The 19950-nt window shown below is 54.9% G+C and carries 18 protein-coding genes and 1 pseudogene; 6 read left to right on the top strand and 13 right to left on the bottom strand.

Features of this window, described 5'->3' with window-relative positions; translation table 11 throughout:
- Positions 1 to 115: 115 nt before the first annotated feature.
- The 3 genes from NO978_RS16325 (at position 116) to NO978_RS16315 (ending at position 3008) form a co-directional block, all read left to right on the top strand.
- Positions 116 to 745, top strand: a complete 630-nt coding sequence (locus NO978_RS16325) for a Cdc6/Cdc18 family protein (protein ID WP_257300618.1) — start codon at positions 116 to 118, stop codon at positions 743 to 745.
- Positions 746 to 1419: 674 nt separating this feature from the next.
- Positions 1420 to 2055, top strand: coding sequence for a hypothetical protein (locus tag NO978_RS16320; protein WP_257300617.1), 636 nt, complete (start codon positions 1420 to 1422; stop codon positions 2053 to 2055).
- Positions 2055 to 3008, top strand: coding sequence for a hypothetical protein (locus tag NO978_RS16315; RefSeq protein WP_257300616.1), 954 nt, complete (start codon positions 2055 to 2057; stop codon positions 3006 to 3008). Before NO978_RS16320 ends, NO978_RS16315 begins: the two co-directional genes overlap by 1 nt.
- A gap of 435 nt (positions 3009 to 3443) precedes the next feature.
- Here the strand turns inward: NO978_RS16315 and NO978_RS16310 are convergent, their stop codons facing one another.
- The 13 genes and pseudogenes from NO978_RS16310 to NO978_RS16250 form a co-directional block, all read right to left on the bottom strand.
- Positions 3444 to 3662, bottom strand: coding sequence for a hypothetical protein (locus tag NO978_RS16310; RefSeq protein WP_257300615.1), 219 nt, complete (start codon positions 3660 to 3662; stop codon positions 3444 to 3446).
- Positions 3663 to 3731: 69 nt separating this feature from the next.
- Positions 3732 to 5468 carry an MBL fold metallo-hydrolase gene (locus NO978_RS16305; protein WP_257300614.1) on the bottom strand — a complete coding sequence of 579 codons (1737 nt, stop codon included), beginning with the start codon at positions 5466 to 5468 and terminating at the stop codon, positions 3732 to 3734.
- A gap of 99 nt (positions 5469 to 5567) precedes the next feature.
- Positions 5568 to 5849 carry a PadR family transcriptional regulator gene (locus tag NO978_RS16300; protein WP_257300613.1) on the bottom strand — a complete coding sequence of 94 codons (282 nt, stop codon included), beginning with the start codon at positions 5847 to 5849 and terminating at the stop codon, positions 5568 to 5570.
- 95 nt (positions 5850 to 5944) lie between these two features.
- Complete coding sequence (locus NO978_RS16295; RefSeq protein WP_257300622.1) at positions 5945 to 6823, bottom strand: ArdC-like ssDNA-binding domain-containing protein; 879 nt, start codon at positions 6821 to 6823, stop codon at positions 5945 to 5947.
- Between the two features lie 98 nt (positions 6824 to 6921).
- Complete coding sequence (locus NO978_RS16290) at positions 6922 to 7245, bottom strand: hypothetical protein (RefSeq protein ID WP_257300612.1); 324 nt, start codon at positions 7243 to 7245, stop codon at positions 6922 to 6924.
- A 5-nt stretch (positions 7246 to 7250) separates the two neighbouring features.
- Positions 7251 to 7529 carry a hypothetical protein gene (locus tag NO978_RS16285; protein WP_257300611.1) on the bottom strand — a complete coding sequence of 93 codons (279 nt, stop codon included), beginning with the start codon at positions 7527 to 7529 and terminating at the stop codon, positions 7251 to 7253.
- 155 nt (positions 7530 to 7684) lie between these two features.
- Positions 7685 to 8570, bottom strand: a pseudogene (locus NO978_RS16280) (IS1595 family transposase).
- A 116-nt stretch (positions 8571 to 8686) separates the two neighbouring features.
- Positions 8687 to 9250 carry a helix-turn-helix domain-containing protein gene (locus NO978_RS16275; RefSeq protein ID WP_257300610.1) on the bottom strand — a complete coding sequence of 188 codons (564 nt, stop codon included), beginning with the start codon at positions 9248 to 9250 and terminating at the stop codon, positions 8687 to 8689.
- A gap of 36 nt (positions 9251 to 9286) precedes the next feature.
- Positions 9287 to 9871 carry a hypothetical protein gene (locus NO978_RS16270; protein ID WP_257300609.1) on the bottom strand — a complete coding sequence of 195 codons (585 nt, stop codon included), beginning with the start codon at positions 9869 to 9871 and terminating at the stop codon, positions 9287 to 9289.
- A gap of 81 nt (positions 9872 to 9952) precedes the next feature.
- Entirely contained in the window at positions 9953 to 11203 is a 1251-nt protein-coding gene (locus NO978_RS16265) for an IS4 family transposase (RefSeq protein ID WP_257300621.1), read from the bottom strand.
- Positions 11204 to 11486: 283 nt separating this feature from the next.
- Entirely contained in the window at positions 11487 to 12284 is a 798-nt protein-coding gene (locus NO978_RS16260; RefSeq protein WP_257300608.1) for a hypothetical protein, read from the bottom strand.
- 1483 nt (positions 12285 to 13767) lie between these two features.
- On the bottom strand, positions 13768 to 14025 hold the full coding sequence (locus NO978_RS16255; RefSeq protein WP_257300607.1) for a hypothetical protein: 258 nt from the start codon (positions 14023 to 14025) through the stop codon (positions 13768 to 13770).
- Positions 14026 to 14115: 90 nt separating this feature from the next.
- Positions 14116 to 14550 carry a winged helix-turn-helix transcriptional regulator gene (locus NO978_RS16250; protein ID WP_257300606.1) on the bottom strand — a complete coding sequence of 145 codons (435 nt, stop codon included), beginning with the start codon at positions 14548 to 14550 and terminating at the stop codon, positions 14116 to 14118.
- 218 nt (positions 14551 to 14768) lie between these two features.
- Here NO978_RS16250 and NO978_RS16245 point away from each other — a divergent pair, with 218 nt between their 5' ends.
- The 3 genes from NO978_RS16245 (at position 14769) to NO978_RS16235 (ending at position 19946) form a co-directional block, all read left to right on the top strand.
- A complete protein-coding gene (locus NO978_RS16245; protein ID WP_257300605.1) occupies positions 14769 to 16829 on the top strand; it encodes a transposase in 2061 nt (686 codons plus the stop codon).
- 444 nt (positions 16830 to 17273) lie between these two features.
- The gene (locus NO978_RS16240; protein ID WP_257300604.1) at positions 17274 to 18581 is read left to right on the top strand and encodes a hypothetical protein; all 1308 of its coding nucleotides are present in this window, start codon (positions 17274 to 17276) and stop codon (positions 18579 to 18581) included.
- 453 nt (positions 18582 to 19034) lie between these two features.
- Positions 19035 to 19946 carry a ParA family protein gene (locus NO978_RS16235; protein WP_257300603.1) on the top strand — a complete coding sequence of 304 codons (912 nt, stop codon included), beginning with the start codon at positions 19035 to 19037 and terminating at the stop codon, positions 19944 to 19946.
- Positions 19947 to 19950 lie beyond the last annotated feature (4 nt).

Raw genomic sequence — 19950 nt, 5'->3', positions numbered from 1 at the left:
AGCGTCTCCGTCTCCACGGCATTGAAGAACGTCTCTACCGTAGGATTATCTTGCAGGGTCGCTGGGCTCATACCACCTCAGCGTTCACCCTGCTCTCTGGTATGAGAACTGTTCTATGACACCCTCACTCTCCAGCAAAGTCCGGTCCTCACTGTGTGAGAAGGAGGTGTCGTTCTCCGCGTACGAAGCCCCGGAACTCGTGGATGTCCTGGAACAGCGGGAATCCGTCGCGTTCAAAGACGGCGTTGTCAGTGAGAGTGTGCTCCGACTGTGTGCGGCATATGGCGCGAAAGACAGTGGGGACGCCCGCCAGGCACTCGATTTACTGTTGGAGAGCGGTGATCTCGCTCGTGAGCGTGGCGACGACAGCATCACGGACGAACACGTGAGAGAAGCTCGGAAGCGATTACAGACAGAGCAAGTTGTCGAAGGAATACGGAACTACTCGTATCACGGCCAGCTCACGCTGTGGGCGTTGGCGATGGTCGAACAGGACCAGAACGAGCCGGTACGGACCCGCGATATCTACCAGCCGTATGAAACGGTGTGTGAGAAAGAAGGGCAGGAACCCGTGTCGAACCGGGCGGTTCGAGAGTATCTATCCGAGCTGGAAACGCTCGGAATCGTGTCCTCGACAGAGGTAAACCGTGGACTCGACGGTGGTGTGTACAAAGAGCACTCGCTGAACCAGCCCGTGTCTGCCGTGAAAGCCGGCCTGTCGGAGTTCGTCGATACGTCGGAGTAGCTCCCCTCACCCCGCTGCTTCCAATGCTTTCTCGATTAGCACCCCAGCAGTTCCAGTGCTTCCTGAGACACACCCACCCCACTAGTTCCAGTGCTTTCTGTGTCGGCAATGGCACTGCAGTCTCATAGTGTTCTAGAACTCTAGCATAAGTTTAAGTAGGGATAGTCGAAACCAGAACCGTAGGTCGTTATCACTAAACGAATATCCCAGGCGGTTTGGGTAGTCGTTTCATCTGAAAGCATTGGAAGTAGTGGGGTGGGAGGGGGATTCTTATCATCCGACAACGTCTCCGTTTGATTCTCTGTATCTTCCGGCACACCGTGAGTACGGTTTCTCGTCCACACAGCCCTGTGGCATTCTTGTACTGTACGCTCTTGTCGAGTGGTTTGCGCCGGCCGCGGAGCACGTCCTCACGTATGGAGCATTAACCAACAATATCAACTTGTTGGTTAACGGTAGTACTAATTCAGATTCGGTTCCCCCCAATTGCGGCTATAACAGCCGTTAGATACAGAGGATGAATTCAACACAGTTGCTGAAACCTATCACCTCATGAGAGTTTCAACAATTCCTCTTTTCATTTATCCACATCTGAGACCACCGCCCCAATTAGTCATTTGACCGGAAGTTATACCTTGTTCTCGGCTAAAGCCCGACAGACAGAGGGCACATACGTGACAATCACGGACGCGGACCGGGAAACCTTCCAAACCACCGTCGAGGAATTCCGCCCACAAATCACTGAGGACATGTGTCTCCCCACGGCACTGAAAAACGTCCTCGACGAATTTGCCGACCGCCACAGCTCTGATAGCCCGCTCAGCCTCAGCGACATCAACGATATCTGTGACTACCGGGCTGGCGGTGCCTCCACCTCCCGCAACGTCCCCGCAAAACTCGATCCAGAGATCGAAGACTACGGCATCGAGACCAAAATCATGTTTAACGCAACATTCGAGGATCTCGAAGCTATCATCGATGACAACGACCGCTCACTCCCCATCGTCGAGCTGGACTCTGCATACTTCGAGAGCGTCGACGGCTATGACCCCCGCGGCGGCGTCGACGGGTATCAGTGGGATCACGTCGTTATCCCGTTCACGGTCAACGACGAGACCGTGCTGTTCTACGATCCGTTCGAGGAGATCTTCCAACGCTCCACCCGCATTGATTCCCCACCCACCCAACGGTCCAAAACCCAATTCTACGAATGGTGGACAGCAGCATCCTCCCGCTGGACGATGTGGCTGCAGCGCAGTGACCAACAAGTCCTTACAAGCCCCAGGTTTAGACAGGAGGACGAGGAGTAATGGCCAGTACAAACGCAGGGCCCGGGAACCGCCTGAAATTCCACAGCTTCGAAGAGATCAGACACGGCCGGGCGGAGACCGAGCTAAAGCACCGGTACGGCCGTGGTATCTACGTCAACGATATCCACGAGACATCCAACGACGATCTGGTCATCTCGCTGGGCAACACCGTCCCGAAGGACGTCTCTGATTCACTTGAGCAGGACCGGGTCTTGCAGTTCATCAATATCCGGGATATCTACACGCTACGCGGAGAAGCCACCGGCGAGGGCGCGTATATTGTTGACCTCCCGGACCGCGAAGATGTACATAACGGATTCGTGCAGCGCCGCCAGCAGATCATTGACCGGCTTGACTGGTCGATGGCAAAAGCAATCTACGAACACGTCTTCGAGCTCACACCGGTCGAGAACCAGTTGAACGCAATCATCCAGCTGGTGCGGTGGGTACATGAGGAGGAATCGATCCCGCTGTCTCGCCTCAAGGATGCTCAGGGCTCCGGGAACACTGAGGAGTACGTTCAGGTCCTGTCCGATCTCGGTTTCCTGGCTTTTGATGGTGAGACGGTAGCTGAAGGCGGGAAGATGCAGGAAACCCAGTTGCTCGAACTTGATAACAATCAGTACGTCAAGACGGTGATTGGGAACGTCGTCAAGGAGGGGTATAGTGTCCTCCAGGACCGCTTGGAGCTGCGGATGCTGCGGCACTACCCGAAGTTCTGTAATTCATACTATTACGATGCTCTTCAGCGCCAGGACCCGAGCCTGCATCTAGACGTGGACGCAGTCACGCGGAACTACCAGCGCCAGTACCATGAGGACATCGACTCCTTTGTGGTCAACGACAAGCTCAACGAGCTGGCGGAAACGAAAGTCATCCAGAAGGACGGCGAGTACGTTAGGTCAAACCCAGATGTCTACCGGCAAGTCGCACAGGAAGCCCCGGTGAGCTGAGGACACGCTACTGTTTGAGGCTATGGTAGTCACAGTTCTTGCATCGAATTACATCTCGGAGTCCGCCTCGTGGACGGGCACGGACTTGGCCTGCGTTCTGCAACTGGGCGGTGCACACGGGCACTTTCTATTTGCCATGCTCTCAAAGTGAGAATCACCGATTCTTAAGCATCAAGGTCTGCCGAAAAACCCGATTTGGCCCTGTTAAAACTTCATTAAATGACAGGGAGTCCGAGCGAGATACAGAAAATAAACTGGCGAATCTGGTTGAGCCGATTTTCTCCTCAATCCGGTGCAGACTATGCGCCCTGTATCTCGCACGCAATTCTGAATGCTAGTCGTTTCTGACTGAAGCACCTACGGTCAGTACGTAATCCTACCTACCGGCTGTTTCACCGCAGATGGTGTCTGACTAAGAGGGTTTCAGCAGAGCCATTAATCCGTAATCCGGAGCTGGTTTTCGACACGGTAGAGGTAACCCCGCATCTCGAGAACTTCGAGTGCTTCCCTGGCATTTGCAGTACTGAACCCTTTGGCCTCAAGCGCCTCGAGCGCAGATTGCTCTTCGATCCCCGAGGAATCGTCTATCGAGTCCTGAAGTACGGCGAGGGCCTCCTCTGCGAACGGGGGAATCGGAGTGGAACCACCGTCCATGTCCCTAATTGAGTGTCTATTGTTTTGCAATGTAGTAGGGATACCGGCTCCGGCAGTGAACCAGTGGGGTCAGTCGGGCGTGTTCTGGAGTCGGATCGTCACGGTGTCTCCATGGTTCAGGCTCTGATCCACGTCGTCCGGGTTGCAAAGACGCAGGAAAAGACTCCCGTCGCCGGCGTCGACGACACGAACCTGGTGAGTCTTGGATCCTGGATCATCCCTGTCGGTGAGAGCCGCTTCGAGTCGAGAAAGCCGTGACTCGATCTCGTTGACGTGCTCGATATCATCTGAATTCTCGCCTTCGACCGGCGAATCAGAATACTGGGTCGCAGATTTCGACTTCGATAGTTCCGGGGCGGATTGTCGGAACTGGGTCCTAAGGGAGGAGACATCAAGGCCCTCTGCCTCGAGACTGATTTCACTCCGTTCGACGTCAGGCAATGCTCCCTCGCTGGCGATGAACGACCCGAGGCTGCTTCCGTTTCCATACTGCTGGCTGCGAAGCCGACGGGCGACACGGTCGTTCACCCACGGTGGTGCGACCCACGTCCCGTCCTCGTAGATTTTGTATTCATCCCGGTCCGTCGTTGCCCACACAAAGCTATCGTAACGGTCCTTGTACCGGGAGAGTGCTGGTCCGGACTGGTGCATGATGACGACCTGTCTCGGGGCAAGGTCCTCGACGAGATCGTCGACAGCCGCCTCAGGTGGATGGTTGCTGTACTGGAAGTGGTCGACGGTACAGCCGGCAGACTCGACCGGCGAGACACTCCCGCTCGTGAGCTGGACGAGCGTCGCACCCGGGTCGTCTTGGACACAGTCGTAGAACTTCGCAGCGCTCCCCTCGACGGGGACCTCTGGTCCGGCAATGGTCACAGCGCCGGGTTCGAGGATTGCATCGGGATCGTCGAACGTCGGAACAGACGTTACAGTCGGATGGTCGTACCCGAGGGTCTCGTACAGTTTCGCGGCGTGACCAGTAATCGAGAGTGATGGCGGGTCGATGTCGACCGTGTCGAGTTCGGCCAGGAGTGCGGCGATGTGAACGCCGGCCAGTCCACTGGCGGTGACGAGCACGGTCGACCCGGCTTGCACGCGCTCGAGAATCGTCTCGACGGCGGCGGTGAGATCGCTCTCGAACTCCTCGTTGGTTGCGCCGGTCAGGAACACAGCGTCGGGCGAGAGTGTGGTAGGGAGACCGGAGAAGCCGGCGGCAGATCGCTGCGTCCAGTCTCCGGTCGCGAGCATCGTTCTGGTCTCACCACCGTCGTCGAACCGAATTAGAAACCCGGCTGCACCCGGTGTATGTCCGGCTGGAACGGGTCGAATTTCGATATCGCCCAGGACCGTCGTCCAGTCCGAGATCGGTTCGAGTGCGTCGACGACAGCGTCGACGTTCGAGATGTCGTAGTTGGTTGCTGCTTCGGTCAGGACAGTGTCGAGAATGGCCGCTGTCGGCTCGGAGGTGTAGACTGGAGCGCCATCACGCAGATTCGTGCCCAGGGTTGCGTAATGGTCTAAATGGGCATGCGTGAGGACAATCGCTGTGAGGTATTCGTCGTCCTCGAGTAGCCCATCGATGTCGACGTCTGTGCCTGAATCGAAGAGGATACACGCGGTTTGATCGGTCACGCCCCCCGAGAGTCGGACCAAGACCGACTCGTGCCCAGAGTAGGGGTTCGCGTGCTGGAAAGAGACCTCCATTACACCTTGTTTGTCCCTAGTCGTGATTAAAGGTATATCCAGAGTTTCTGGGTCTGTATTATTCTCCGTAGATGTCCTACGTAGCCACAGAGCGTGAGTCAATGAGCGTATTTCTGAGTAGCAGCTCGCTCAGATTCAGCTTCCAACCGAGACTCAGAAAGTACCTGTCGATGCCACGCTCCGTTGCTCGAATCCTCACGCTCAGGCCGAGGGAGCGACGTACTGCTCTTGCCACTCGGTCCGATCTTCGATCTCACGTCGCCCACGCCGAGTGAGCTTGTAGAAGTTCGTCCGCCGGTCGAGTTCGCCCTTCTCGACGAGACCTTTATCGACGAGCGTGTCGAGGTTGGGATACAGTCGTCCGTGGTGGATCTCTGTCTCGTAGTAGTCTTCGAGCTCGTCCTTGACGGCAAGCCCTTTCGGGTCGTCGAGGCCAGCGATGACGTAGAGCAGATCGCGCTGGAAGCCAGTCAGATCGTGCATCGTGCCACACATTAGCACTCGCTGACAAGTAAAGCTGTCGAGGTTGGACGAGTGCCGTGCAGGACCCCACTGATCGGCCAGTTCAGGATGGGCAGTTACTGTGTCAGTTCGACCGCGTCGATGATTTCCTGCGCGGTATTCACGATTCGCTGCAAGCGGTCCTGGATTGTTTCGGCGGACTCGCTCTCCCCCGCAGCCACGTAGAACGCACTGTTGGAGGCATCGAGCCCGAAGTACAGCGAGACCACGTGGGCCGTACTCTCGGCTTCGACCTCGCGCTTCGCCCGTTCATCCTCGTCGTCGACGTCGAAGTGCAGCAGGGCGTGGGCGTATTCGTGAGCGAGGACGCTGGCCACCTGCGCGTCGTTCTCGACGTCTTCGACCTCGACGAGCAGGGAGCAGTCGTACGTGCTGCGCTCGGTGCAGACGCCTGCAGCGTCGCCGTGGGTCCAGTCCTCGGGTGGAACGAGGTTCACACGGACACCCAGTTCCGGTGCAGCCTCGAGGAGCGCGTCGAGTATCTCGTCTTCACTGCCGTCGCCGTGAGCGGCTGTATCGAGTTCCGGAAGCGGCTCACCCTCGGTCTGGGAGACATCGAAGACAGGGACAGGTTTGAATCCGACCAGCCCTTTGTCCCACTCCTCAGACGGCGTCTCGTCGTACTCACAGTCGCCACTGGCGTGGTAGGGCTGCGAGTTCCCACAGCGGGGGCACTGCTTCGCGATGATGGGTGCCCAGATCCAGATCGCCGACTCGCCCTCCAAGACGTGTCTGTCGAACTCGTTTCGCCAGGTGTTGTAGCCGGCGACCTTCGTCGCCTCGGGGCACTGGCGCTTGATCAGGAGCGTGTTTCTGTACGAGTAGTCGTGGAAGTTGGACTGGACGTCCAGCCACTCTTGGAGTTCTGCACTCGCGCTGGCTTCCTCCGAGAGCCTGGCGAACTGTTCGACCCACGCTTCGAGCGAGTCGTGCATCTCGTCGCGACGGGTGTCCGAGTCGTCGAAATGCGTCCGTCTCGGGTCCAGGTTTTGCTCACGGTGTTCTGTCTCTGTCTGGCAGGTGTTTTGCGACATCAGAATGCTCCGAGAGGCAGTTCGAGACGCCCCTCACCCGCCAGGGGGTTGACAAACAGGCTCAGTCCCTCGAAGCCGGCAAGCCAGCCGCGATGGAAGTACGCGAGACAGATCGCAGACCGAAAGGTCCGGTCAGTTGGTCGGTGGACGAACTGTTTCGCCCGGGGGAGCGGTTCGACGACACCGGCGTCGATGAGCGAGTTCACGACGTACTGTGCGTCTGACTCCGCCAGCTGAAGGGGCCTGATACAGTCTCGGTCCTGTGCGAGTTGGCGTCGTTCGAACTGCTCGTAGCTGCCGCGCTCGGGTGGATAGTCAGTCATGGGAATTACTCGTCTTCGTCGACAGCCGGATCGAACGCTTGGGCTGCTTCTGCGAGCCGGCAGAGTTTCGGGAATAGTTCGTCGATATCGGTCTTCGCCTGCTCGACCGTCGGAGCGTTCACTTTGCACTCGAGGCGGTCCTGGTCACGGGTACCAGTACCGCGGGTCAGTGAGATCTTGACCGAGGCTCCAGTTTCGGTACGTGTGACGTGTTCTGTTGCGTCGAAGTCGGCTGGAGGTTCGGGCTGCTGTTCGGCTCGGTCTGCGTCTTGTTCGGTTGGCATCTGAGGTTTCTCCCTCACCCCTTGAGGGAGGGATAAATTGTTCGTTCAAGAAGATTCATCCAGTGGCTCTGAGTACGGGAGTTTGAAATCGGAAATTGGTGCGTACAGGTGAACCAGATATCGGTGACGCTCTTGTGAAGTACATTGTTGGTGAGTCAGAGAACTGCTCGGACGATCTCTTTCAGTGCCTCTCGACCCGGTTTGCGGAGGATTTGTCGCCGAAGCTGGAACGGTCTGAGATACGCTGTCAGTTTGTCCTTTGAGACGCCTCGGTGCGGCGAGAGCCACGCGTCGCTGGCGCGACGGTGGCTCTCGCAGGTGATCACGTGCGCGTCTCCATCAACGTACTCGCCGTTACCGTGAATTACTGATTCTCGGTGGAAGCTCTCGTCATCGTCGAGTGGACCGTAGGCCCGAAATCCGTCAGTATAGACGGTCAGCGACTCCTTCTCGCGGTTGCCGAGAAGGAGTCTCACGGTCGCTTCGTCGGCGGATTTCGCCGGGACGACGTATCGCTGACCGCTGCCGCGATTAACGAGTGTGAACACCGGTGGCTTGTACCCCCTCGTACGTTCCTTGTCCGAGTTTCGAGAGGCCACGTGAGCGCGACTCTCGGTCGCGCTCGCGGCCTTTCTTTCCGGCAGAGACGTAGAACTCGTCGATCTCGCTCGGGCCAACGAGAGAGATGGCTGGCACGTCGAGCGTTCTGGCGAACTGCTCGACGCGCCGGTGAAGCGAGCGATACGAAACGTCGAGTTCAGCGTCTAACTGGCGGATACTCGTGTTGAACCGGAGGAACGAGTAGAACGCGAACAAGAGCTTGTCGAGGCCGATCTTCGCGTGCGCGAAGATCGTGCCGGTCTTGTCGTTGAACGTGCGGTCGCAATCCTTACAGAGATACCGCTGATACTCTCGATAGCTGCCGTGTTTGATCACCGACTCAGACCGGTAGTGCGGGCACTGGAGGCCCTCGCGCCAGCGAACCTGCTGGCGCAGGTTCGCGGCGCTCGCCTCTGAACTCAGCAATTCAAATGGGAACATTGCATTCGGGTGACGCTGCCGCGTCACCCTTGCCCGCTACGCTTTCACAGCGTCAGCTCTACCCGACCAACAATCTGCTTCCGAAGAGCAATCATATGAAATAGGTGGATAGAAATCTAATTTCTATATAGTCTAGTTACTACTAAAATGGCCAACAGAACCCCAACAAACCCGCCAAAAGCAAACGCGACTACCGGAGAAATCAGTGGGCCAGCTGAAACTGAACTTAATGAAATAGCGTCTTCAGAGGATTTGGACGAGAGTATCTCCGGTAGATAGTTGATAAGCAATTTGAAACCTCCGGTTGCGGCGAGGAACCCGATTACCCAAACTCCAACAATACTCAGTATACGTTTGAACGGGAGAATCGGGTTTTTTTCACCAACAACAATCACGAGTGGATCGTATTTTAACCCGTAAATTTCCATTTCGGTTCGTTTCTCAGAGTATTGCGACCCAACGGATTCAGCGATGTCCGCATCTACGAGTTTCGTCAGGTGGTAATTCACATTCTGTATACTATTGTCGGTGGCGTCAGCGATTTCACTTGGAGTCGCTGTGGTCTCAGAAAGGTACTGGACAACGCTACGGGTTGTCTCTGAGGACAGATTCTCGAGAATATTGTCTGCTGCATCGTCCGTTATCTGGAGTAAATAAGCCTTATCATTCGAATTCGCCATGTTGGGTTCTAACTCTAGATTTCGCATCCGTCGTGATCAGGTATTCCCCAAAACCGCTACCGTGAAATTCCACGTGAAGTCGCCGTAGGACTCCTCAAACTGATACTCACCAATGGGGACACAGATGTCGTCGTCGTTCCGATAACTTCCCCACACATCAAGTTCAGTAGCGATAGATTCGCCAGCATCTAGCGTCACTTGATTGAGAACCGACGGCACGACGTACTCAGTATCGTCTGAAATGGTGGGTTGCCAACAGCTCTCAGTCACAGGGTCGTATCTAGTATCGAGAGGCAGCAGCATCAACCCAGGGCTCTGGGTTTGGCTCAGCTTAGGGGTGAACGGAGGATTTGTGCCGAAACTGAACGTCCGCGGATTCTTGTCGGTGTTTTCGAATACAATCCGGAGCCTGGCTGGATGCTCCGCAGTGATTTCTTCACGTGATGTCGTAGCTGATAGCGTGACCGGTACGTCATTCGGGAGGTCACGCTGGTCGATGACACTAACCCGCTTATGATCTGGCATTGAGGTCCTCATATCTGAACTATTACTTGATGCCGCACCAATACATCCAGCCGAAAGTGTGGTTGCTACCAGTGAGAGGGCAGTTCTTCGTCGCATAGAAGTTACTACTACTGTGACTTACATATGCTTTCTGTAGCGTTAAAACAGCTTTTAACCCACGGAGGCATTCGTCTTTAGCTAAGCCTCACACCCCGGTTGTATAGCCGTAGCGAGCGTCTCCTGTATGATCGGTCGTTGCTTGTGGATCTTCTGTGCGTCTTCGATCAACCGCTTCAACAGTGGTGGTGGCGAGTAGCCGAGGTACTCACCGAGTTCATGGAGGATGAGCCGGGCGTGCGACCGAAAGGTTGTCGCCCAGCGTTCCGGCGGAAACACGATCTCGACATCGGCGTACTCGGTGACTAGATTCAACAGATCACGGCTCACAAGCAGTGACAGCAACGCTGCGTACAGCAAAATCTCCACAGCAACAGGATTGCGTGTGTCGAACTCGTCCAGTTCGTACTGCGTCTTCAACTCATGGAACAGCGTCTCTACCTCCCACCGACACCGATACAATGTCGCTAAATCCGCGGGCAAGAACTCCTCTCTCGGCAGATTCGTGATGTATAGATGGTAGTCGTCGGCGTCCGCAACGAAGACGCCGACGACGCGGAACCGCTCTGTGTCCAACGACCGCGTTCCCTCATACTGCCCGCACTTGAACTCCGCTTCGACCTCCACGTCGATGTACTTCCGCGAGAGGGCATCGACCACATTCTGGATCTGCTTGCCTTCCAAGGGAATGGCGCGGCCGTGCCATTCCCGTAGTTCCTCCGTTGTCACCAGGTTTGCGTTCTGCTTCAACCGACTCACGAAGTAGCCGTCGTTCTCATCGATCAACGTGAAGCGGCGGTACTTGAAGTACGCGAGGTCGAATAGAACAAGTCGTCCTTGCAGCCACGACCCCGTCTTGAACAACGTGCTATCGTGCGTTTTCTCGTCGGTCACGTCGATCCGTTCAATCGTCTGGTCGGTGGCGTTATGGAGCTTCGCTTCAGCCTGCTCCTCGTGACGAGCTTGGAACTCATCAGCGAGGAACTCGTGCAACCGCAACACGGTTCCATCAGTGATCATCACGTTCCTGAATCGGTCGATATCAACGTCAACAGCGTCGGTAACAGCGACCTCGACGAGGTCGCGGAGGTACTCCGCCAACGTCGGCGTCAACCGGTGATAGAAGCCACCGGGAGAGATTGTCTCGTCGACTGTGGCGTTGTAGCAGCGTCTGAACCCAGCGAGTTTTCGACTCTCGCCTGCGGCGAAGCCGAACACGAGTGCCCACACGAGGACTGGAACCTGAAGCTTCCCCTTACGTTCGACCACGCCGAGTTCCTCGGCGTACTCTTCGAGGAACTCAGAGGGAAGCAGTGTAGTATACCGACATATAATTCTCGATGGGGAGGTGTCTGTGTGCACAGCGGATACCTCCTCATTCCTCTCGAAAAGCACCCCCGATAAGCCGCCGCAGTCACGTGGTTCGCCTCTTAGCTAAAGACGGATGCCCACGGAGGGAACGTGTAGAGGTCACTAAACATTCCCAAATATCGCCGTCTCTGTATGTTCTCTGACACCCATTAGAATGGATTAATGGTCTATTCTGAGTAGTCTCAACCCCGCTAAAACCATATGATAACAGAGATTGGACGTATAGTGTGGGTTCGACCCTCAGTCACTTACAGTGACCAAACTGGAATTCCGGATCGAAGTTGATGTTATGATCACTATTGATGTGAAACGCCGCGCAGCCCACGGAGTCAGCACACGGACTCGACGAGCAGGCACCAGCAGTATGCGGAGCTATGAGGGCCAGGTAATTACATCCGTTGTACGTGTACTGATGGTAGTGTGGTGCTCCAGAATCCCCATTGTCTTCATCGGTTGTCAAACGAACGTAATCGTTCGACGAAATGCTGTTACAGGATGTATTAACCGACACGTCGTATTGGTCAACTTGTCCGCTCTCATTACACGTAGTAATACCCTGTTTATAGACGGTGGTGTCCGTACCCTTGAGGTCAGCTAACCCATTCTCTGTAACGTGTCCAGCCATGATACCAGCGGTATCCTCAATGCCATTATCGAAGTCGCTAACAGCACCATTGGGGTCCCGCTCCACAATTGCCCAGTCCTGATCGAAGTCGTAATCCGCTACCGTACCGAAGGAGCGGCCACTCTGATTGACTCCGTCACCGGCAATGTTGCTGCCCGAGCAGGTGAATAGGTGAGCGGAAGTCATCATGTAGTATCTTTTGTTCCCACTGACGGTTCGAGAGACCTCACACGTCGACGTTCCACCGCTACTACCATTGGCTTCTTCGATCACCACACCACCAGGCATAATGCTGAAATCGCCCACATTGCACGTCGAGGGCTCCACTTGGACCGTCTCCTGAAGTGTTACTCCGACACCGTCGATATTACTCGGGACTGCGATATCGGCACCAGCTGGGTCGACGTATACGTCCACTGTACTTACTTTTCGACCCTCAATTTGGTCCTTCGAGGTCCCAATACCAACCCCAGTCACCCCAGCCTTATCTTCCCATTGGCTGAGTAACCTTGACCGAGCCTCGCGTGCGCGCAATTCATGTCGGTACCAGCTAGCTGGAACCTCTTTGGTAACAACAGGCGTGTCACCTGCCTTTACTGTCGTGATAGTTACTATATCGTCAGTGGACTTTTTCGCAGATCCAATTCCGACGAGGCCGATACTTGACCCACCGATACTAGCAAGGATTGTTCGTCTTGTGGGAGTTGTATTGGTACCTTTCATATTGCGACGAGTTCACTAGCTCCCGCTCATTTCATTAGTCCATAATGGTTCTTAACGTGAATGGATGTCCGGGCCTTGATCGTTCAGTACAGGATGTGTAGTGACCGTAGAGTATTCTACGATAAAATTTTGTCAAGCGACGTAGCACTTCACTCCTCTTTTTGGTTCGGATTGGACCAATAATAGAGAACAGTCATTGTGAGACTGATTCCGGTTGCGAAAGCATAATCCGGGTCCCCGAGGGCCAAGGTAACTGCGAGCGCACCAAGAGCGGCTGAGACCCCAATAAGGATGGCATATTTACCACGAGATAGTCCACACGCCCAACTGTCGAGGCGTCTATACACTTGTCGAATGTTGTTCATGTGTACTATTGTCATCGGGGCGAAAAATAATTTTTCATTTATTGGTACTTCCCAGAAGGTCATATATCTATACATTGTTAGTAATGGAAAGCCCATATTCAATTCGCACACGTAGTTACCGGTTAGTACAGGCAAAGAAGCTGTCGGTAACTTATCGATTTTCTCGCTAGCCGCCAACAATCACGCATAGATTTTTAAAGACCAGTGTCATATTTGTCATATGGGCCTCTTAGAGATACTGATGTACCTATGGGCACTTGCCATCATAATCGGTAGTGTCTATACCTTCGTTCAAATGATATTAGGAAAGAGTTCTGTGGGTAACTTTTTTTGAGAGTGTCAGAGGATTCATAGAACGTTTCGCATACCCACTCTGTGATTACCCGACGAGCGATGAGTACAGCGAATAAATATATAGGTGAATAAATATAAATTGGAAACAGGAATGAATTCTTATCCTAAATTCATGCTCGCAGCTACGACAGGGCTATTGATTGGGATTCCACTTTGGATGGCTGTTCTCTACCCTGAAATGCTCTCTCTCAGACTATTCACAAGTTCCGTATTTTGGGGTATCGTAGCCAGTCTACTACTTGTAATGCTATTCGGGTTTTGGGTCGGCCAGCGGTCAGAGTACACCTGATGTGCCTCAAAGTGGTCGCTCAATAAGCATACCTACTTACCGGGTGTTTCACTCCAGATTTGCTGGTAAGAATCCACCTCGATGTGATGCATAGCTTCGGGAGTACAGGGAGTGAGTCTACCAATTTAGGTGCGGCCCTGTTGGCTCCTCGATAGGGCAGCAGTCAGCGTTAGCCAACAATTCCGGCCGTTTGGAGGTACGTGCCAATCATCAGTCCCAGCGTACTCGCTCCACCGATGCGGATGGCAGAGCGTTGCGAAACGCCTGCCACGCCAAAAATGAGCAGTGTGACGGGAATACCGCTCAGACCGGTCGCAACCACGTCTGATGTAAGTTCGAACGGATTCACGAGGAGATACGCCACCAGCAAGCAGCCACCGAGTGCAATCGCTGCAATCCGGTCGCCGTACGTGGAGAACATGCCCATATCCAAAATTACGAGGATAGTCGTATCAGGCTTTCGACGGAACTAACTGAGCGGTTCTCGCTAAACTCGCCTACCAACCTACCGGCTGGTTCACTCTGAGTACCCTGTCACATCTTGCCCGAATTGATCTACGTATGGATCTTCTTCGCTACACCGCGCTAACTTCTTCTTTGTCTCCTCACCCTCTAACCACTCATCGAGGTCACTACGACCATCTTCTACTTGTTGATGCATATCCAGCATCGTGCGGTACGCGTGGACGACACCAAACTGCTCCAATTTCTTCACGATAAGCGCGCCGCGCTCGCTCAACCGATACCGGTCGCCAACCGACGTTTCCTGCTCATCAATCTCCGGAGTAACCAGCCCGAGATCACGGGCCTCTGCAAGCCGGTACGTTAGCGTAGAGTCGCTGATGTGCAGCACGTCTGCGAGATCAGTGAACCGCTGTGCGTCGCTGTACAGGAGGATTAAAACCCCGAGCCCGCCGCGGGAGTTGCAGAACTCCCTCACGGTGTCAGCCATGCAGTACGCAGCGTATCACTGTCTGCCGTAGTGAAAGTTCCGCTTAACTCGAATCCAGCTTCGAACCATATTCAAATTCGAATCGAAGCACTCCGTTACCCGGGGTTGGCTCAACGGGTGGTTGACTAAATCACTCCCGTACGTACGCTTATTCGGAAGATTCGGAAACGACACGCCAACGAATATACTTCGAATCAAAGAACATTTCCCCACAGCACATGACGGCCACCCCGGACACGAAGCGAGCGACGCTCGATGCAGTTCGAGAGTCGCATCCGGAGTGGCCGTACGCCCCAGACCACGACACCGTACACAGTGACCCGTGGCCGCTAGCGTGGGATGCTGCCGCGTTCATCGAAGCATGGTTCGACCACCCCGAGCACGACGACGTCGAAAACGCGATCGCGTACCTAGAGCTGGACGCGTCACAGTTCGGATACGACGTGACAGACTGGCACTTCAAGCAGCCGCCGGAAGCGCTGTTGAAAGCGCACATCCTCCGCATCGTGAAAGGCTGGAGCGGAGAAACCGCGCTACACGACTACCTGACGGACCAGTCGAAACTCGTAGACGCGCTCGGGTTCGAGGACGGGACCGCGTCGAAAACGACGCTGTGGCGCGTCTGGAACACGGACCGGATCAGGGCTGAGCACAAAGAAATACTTCGAACCATCGCGCAAATCATCGTGAACGTTGCCCGGGAACACGACGTTCCCGCGCCAGACGAAGTGTTCCACCCTGACCCGACTGTGGACGCTCCGGAAGCCATCGAACAGGATGATGGAACGGTGCGTGACCGAACGATCGGGAAGACTCGTGAGATTTGGAAGCATTCGAAGCCGCTTATCACCGACAACTACCACCTTCCCCGTGCGGAGAACACCGAAATCCACGAGAACGCGTTCTGGGAAGGGCATGCGTTCGTCGGCTCGCGCGAGGAGATGTACGCCGAGAACGGGACGTGGAACTTCGCAGCTGAAACGACACGCGACCGCGTCCAGACCGGTAGTACACACCGCCATCACGTGCAGAAAATCGGGCCGGACCAGGCCCGAGAGATGCACCGAGAGACAACGAAAGACCTGATCGAGAAGGCGAAGCGGAAGGCTGGCATTAGCGGCGGTGTCACCGTCGCAATCGATATCACGAAGTCGAACCCGTATCGGACGAAGGCGAAACTCGAATTCGACGAGGACGGGAACGTGACGAATCCGTGGTTGCTGGGGTACAAGGACGATGATGAGGACACGTCTGCGGACTTCTACTTCCAGTGGGCAAGCATCCAGGTCGTCGAATTCGACCTGCCGATCGTGTTGGATGGACTCCCGGTGTTCCGCGGGATGCGGCGTGCCGATATCGTTGACCAGTTACTAGAGAAGGCGACGGACATGGTTGATGTGGAGTTGCTACTGATGGATCGTGAATTCGCGCACGATGCGGTGAAAGACGTGTGCGAAGACCACGATGTGTGGTACTTGAATCCGGGCGTGATGCGCACGAGCGAGAAAGCGACGTGCACACGCCTCCGACAGGCAGGGGAACTCGTCCATATTGAACGGGACGAGTCGCCCAGCAGCACGGCTCAGCGTGAGCGACGGACGCTAAGCGACTTCGTGGAAGACGATCGGGATGATGGAGACGGTGATGGGTTGGTCCGAAAGCAGGTGTACGTGCCGGCGATGAACGCCGACCGGACGGCGGACGAGCCTGACGAAGACGAGCCTGACCGGGAGTTGGCCAGCGACGAGGAAGAAGACGAGGATGAGTTGCGGCAGGAGTTACTTCACGAGTTCAAGGAGGCGACGGAGTCGGATACGGAAGAAGTCGGGGAGATGTTTGGTGAAGTTCTCGATGAGGTTCGTGAAGATGAGGCCGAGCGTGACCTTCCAGGAAACGAAGAGGATACGCAGCTGTACATGCTGTTTGAGACGAACCACCCCGACATCGACGTTCCCGGCGATGACGAACCTTCCGAGCAGGAGCAGACGCATATGGTGAGTCGCGTCCTGCGACTGTACAAAAAGCGTTGGATCATCGAAAACGGATTCAAACAGGTCAAGAGCTTCCGCGTCCGCACGACATCGATGGACCACGAATACCGGTTCTTCAACTTCCTGTACGCCTGCACGCTCTACAACGTCTGGCGATTAACCGACATTCTCGTGAAGTTGGAGTTAGAGGCTGAGGCGGAGTTTGAGGATAAACCGCTCGTGTCGGCAGACTTGTTCCTGACGATCGCTAAGGATTACCGAATCATCGGGCTGGACCCTCCCGACTGACTAATCTCCCTTCCTCGTGGCCGCTAAACGGTTAGTGGCAACACTTAGAACCACCCCTTAATTTCCACTCCACCTTTCACGAAATAGGGTTACCGCCTGTTCTGAGTGATTCCGAGGGATAATTCCATTCCATAATGGGTGTTAGAAAACGCCGCTGAGTGTTCTAACACGGTGTTCCTCATGAAATTGCTGAACTTCAGCCCGAGATATGTGTATAGCGGCATATAGTTTATTCCCACTGCTCATTTCATCGCACAATTTTGCGTGGGTTTAGCAGACTGAATTGGTCTGCCCAACCCACAAACTGATAAGGAATCCGATTGAAACGCTGAACAACTCGAATATGCCACTCTTAGAATCGCCATACTGGGCTGCGACTAGGCTTCTAACCGAATTCTGCACCAATCCAATTTCGGACGATCAAGTCCCCCAGAGATCGCTACAATGAGTCGGTCGGATGCCGAGCAGGAGGGCGAGACCGACGCTGAGCGGGTGCCATCATTCGATGGTGTCCGATGGACCTCGTGCTCGCTCGAGGACTTCACGGGCCTGTACTGGGACGAGATTGCCCCCTGCCTCGAAGCAGAGAGTATCGATCCGAGAGGCGAGAAGCCGACCCACCAGTGGTTTCGGGATCACGATGCGCGGTCATTCCTCGCGGCTCTCCGTCGCCATCACGACCGCTCATTCGGGGAGTTCTGGAACGAGGACCTCGAGCTCGGTGATGATGAAGAGGGCTACACATGGGCAACAACGGATGATGCAACAATCGACGCCCTTGAACAGTTCCTCAACCGGCGGAAATCACGATACAGCCTTGCGACGTCGTCCGTCGACGCGCTGCGAACGCGACTGAATCTTTACGTCCGTGCTTATCGAGAGGCAAACGGGACAGATGACCTCCTTACACCAATTCAACGAGATCAAGAGAATCCAGACTACGAAGCCGTTGACGCGTGCTATGCAGCATTCGACTGGTTGAACGAGGGAACTAAACGCGAATACAGCGCCCAGACTCTCCAGCGTGTGCGGCGCGTCGTCGACGCCTGGTATCAGCATCTGGTCGGTCGACGGATCGCCTCGATGAACCCTGCGAGCGGCCTCTACGACGAATTCAAGTGGGAAGTCGAAGATTCCCCCACACCTTCGCTTTCAGCGAATCAGATTCGGAAGTTGATGCAGGCGTCGGAGACAACACGAGAACAGCTGCTCGTGGTGGCGTTAGCTGGCTGGGGACTTCGAGCGAGTGAGGTCGCCGCACTCCATGTATCGCAGTTCCAGCGTGACGTTCCCGAAGACGACATCCCCTTCATCACGTTCGAGAGCCGCAAGAACGGGCCCGGTGAGGTGTCTCTCCTGTACGGAATGCACGTGCTCGACTCCCGAATCGACGAGCTAGCGGAAGACGATACGTGGACTGGATACCTATTCCCCTCCTCTCAGGGAGAAACGCCGTACGTGACCCGAGATACAATCCGGAATTGGTTCCAAAATCTTGCAATGGAAGCAGATCTCCCCGAGCGGATCGAGGGTGAACGACCGAGTCCACAGCTCTGTCGACGATTCTGGTACGATACCTATACAGCAGTCCTCGAAGGCGTTCTCGAAGGTGTTGACGAAATCGCTGCAGAGCAAGGTAGTAGCGATCCTCGGGTAGTGATGCAAAACTACCTGTCTGACTCGCGTGCTCGCCGAGTCCGACGAGAATTCATGCGAGACCAACTTAACGCAGCCTTCGGAGAGAGAACGTAACATCAACCCATCTGTCGAGCCATTCCAAATGTCCGTCCTCGGTTGGTGACTGAATCAATGAGTCACAGAGTTACAGATTCAATGAAGTATTGATTTCTGGAAGTTAAGAATCAAAGAGTCCATGATCTATAGCGTCATTTGCCATAATGGAGATAGTGAATTCACTGACTCAGAGATTCATTGAGTCACTGAATCAGTGAGCGCCCGAAGCATTGAGTTGAGGATTCAGGAACACCAGATTCGCATCTCGAAATCACTGAATCAATGAATCAGTGAAGTCCTGACGTTATGAATCATTGAGTCTGTGAGTCAATGATTCAAAGACAGTGCTCGGGAAAGAGGTAATCATAGCCCTTAGCCCCTCAAACGCCCATATTCGACAGAATCGCATTGGGAGAGATACAACTGAGTGTCTGACATGGATTTATGAGTCATTGATTCAATGATCGAACTATGACCGAGACACCTCGTGGATGGGGCGTCACACCATCGACTGGTATCCCCACGATCGCCTTCGGCAACCAGAAAGGCGGGACGGGAAAGACAACCGCGACGATCAACAGTGCCGCGGCGCTGGCCACTCGCGACCACGATGTTCTTGCAATCGATATGGACCCACAAGCCGATATGACGAAAGGGCTTGGACTGGGTCCGGGCGACGACAACGATCCATCAAGCCCGAAGAACGAACTCCCTAACACACTAGTCACCGATGACGAGAACCTGCTCGACGTACTCGTCGACAACCCGCGCACGCACGATACTAGTCTCTCAGAGATCGTGATCGAAGCCGACGAGTACGACCATCTGAACTTCGACTTGATTCCCAGTCACAAGGACATGGGCCTTGCTCGAGATTGGATGGATGATGCAAATGCCCGCCTCTCACTGAAACTCGCCCTCGAAGAGATGGTTGACGACGGATACAACTACGATTTTATCGTAGTCGATTGTCCTCCCGACCTCTCAGTCCTGACGGACGCGGCCTTCATCGCGGCTCAGAACGTTTTCCTGGCTGCACAGACCCAAGCAACATCACGGGATGCACTTGACGATCTGTGGGACCAGCTGGAGTCCATCGAGGACAACCAGCAGATCGAGATCGCAATCGTCGGACTCCTGGCGAATATGTACCGGGACGACGGTCAGTCACAGAAATTCCTCAGCTCCTTCGACGAGTCCTTCGCGTCGATGGCACCGATTTTCAAACTCCCGATGCGAGTAGCAATCCAGCGTGCGTGGGACAACGGACGAGATATTTTCGGATGGGAAGACGCGAACGACCAGCAAGTAGAGCGCGACCTCTTCCTGGAGGTTGCGGAGACGATGGAGCGAGCGTTTGACAAAACACAGGTGGAGGCGTAAGAAT

The sequence above is a fragment of the Haloarchaeobius sp. FL176 genome (assembly GCF_024609245.1).
GTDB lineage: Archaea > Halobacteriota > Halobacteria > Halobacteriales > Natrialbaceae > Haloarchaeobius.
This window is presented reverse-complemented; position numbering and strand designations above follow the sequence as displayed.

What these genes read in the sequence shown, in the direction of transcription:
- NO978_RS16325 (WP_257300618.1), top strand. Translation starts at nt 116, where the DNA reads ATGACACCCTCACTCTCCAGCAAAGTCCGGTCCTCACTGTGTGAGAAG.
- NO978_RS16315 (WP_257300616.1), top strand. Translation starts at nt 2,055, where the DNA reads ATGGCCAGTACAAACGCAGGGCCCGGGAACCGCCTGAAATTCCACAGC.
- NO978_RS16310 (WP_257300615.1), bottom strand. Translation starts at nt 3,662, where the DNA reads ATGGACGGTGGTTCCACTCCGATTCCCCCGTTCGCAGAGGAGGCCCTC.
- NO978_RS16300 (WP_257300613.1), bottom strand. Translation starts at nt 5,849, where the DNA reads ATGCACGATCTGACTGGCTTCCAGCGCGATCTGCTCTACGTCATCGCT.
- NO978_RS16295 (WP_257300622.1), bottom strand. Translation starts at nt 6,823, where the DNA reads ATGCACGACTCGCTCGAAGCGTGGGTCGAACAGTTCGCCAGGCTCTCG.
- NO978_RS16290 (WP_257300612.1), bottom strand. Translation starts at nt 7,245, where the DNA reads ATGACTGACTATCCACCCGAGCGCGGCAGCTACGAGCAGTTCGAACGA.
- NO978_RS16285 (WP_257300611.1), bottom strand. Translation starts at nt 7,529, where the DNA reads ATGCCAACCGAACAAGACGCAGACCGAGCCGAACAGCAGCCCGAACCT.
- NO978_RS16275 (WP_257300610.1), bottom strand. Translation starts at nt 9,250, where the DNA reads ATGGCGAATTCGAATGATAAGGCTTATTTACTCCAGATAACGGACGAT.
- NO978_RS16270 (WP_257300609.1), bottom strand. Translation starts at nt 9,871, where the DNA reads ATGCGACGAAGAACTGCCCTCTCACTGGTAGCAACCACACTTTCGGCT.
- NO978_RS16255 (WP_257300607.1), bottom strand. Translation starts at nt 14,025, where the DNA reads ATGGGCATGTTCTCCACGTACGGCGACCGGATTGCAGCGATTGCACTC.
- NO978_RS16250 (WP_257300606.1), bottom strand. Translation starts at nt 14,550, where the DNA reads ATGGCTGACACCGTGAGGGAGTTCTGCAACTCCCGCGGCGGGCTCGGG.
- NO978_RS16245 (WP_257300605.1), top strand. Translation starts at nt 14,769, where the DNA reads ATGACGGCCACCCCGGACACGAAGCGAGCGACGCTCGATGCAGTTCGA.
- NO978_RS16240 (WP_257300604.1), top strand. Translation starts at nt 17,274, where the DNA reads ATGAGTCGGTCGGATGCCGAGCAGGAGGGCGAGACCGACGCTGAGCGG.
- NO978_RS16235 (WP_257300603.1), top strand. Translation starts at nt 19,035, where the DNA reads ATGACCGAGACACCTCGTGGATGGGGCGTCACACCATCGACTGGTATC.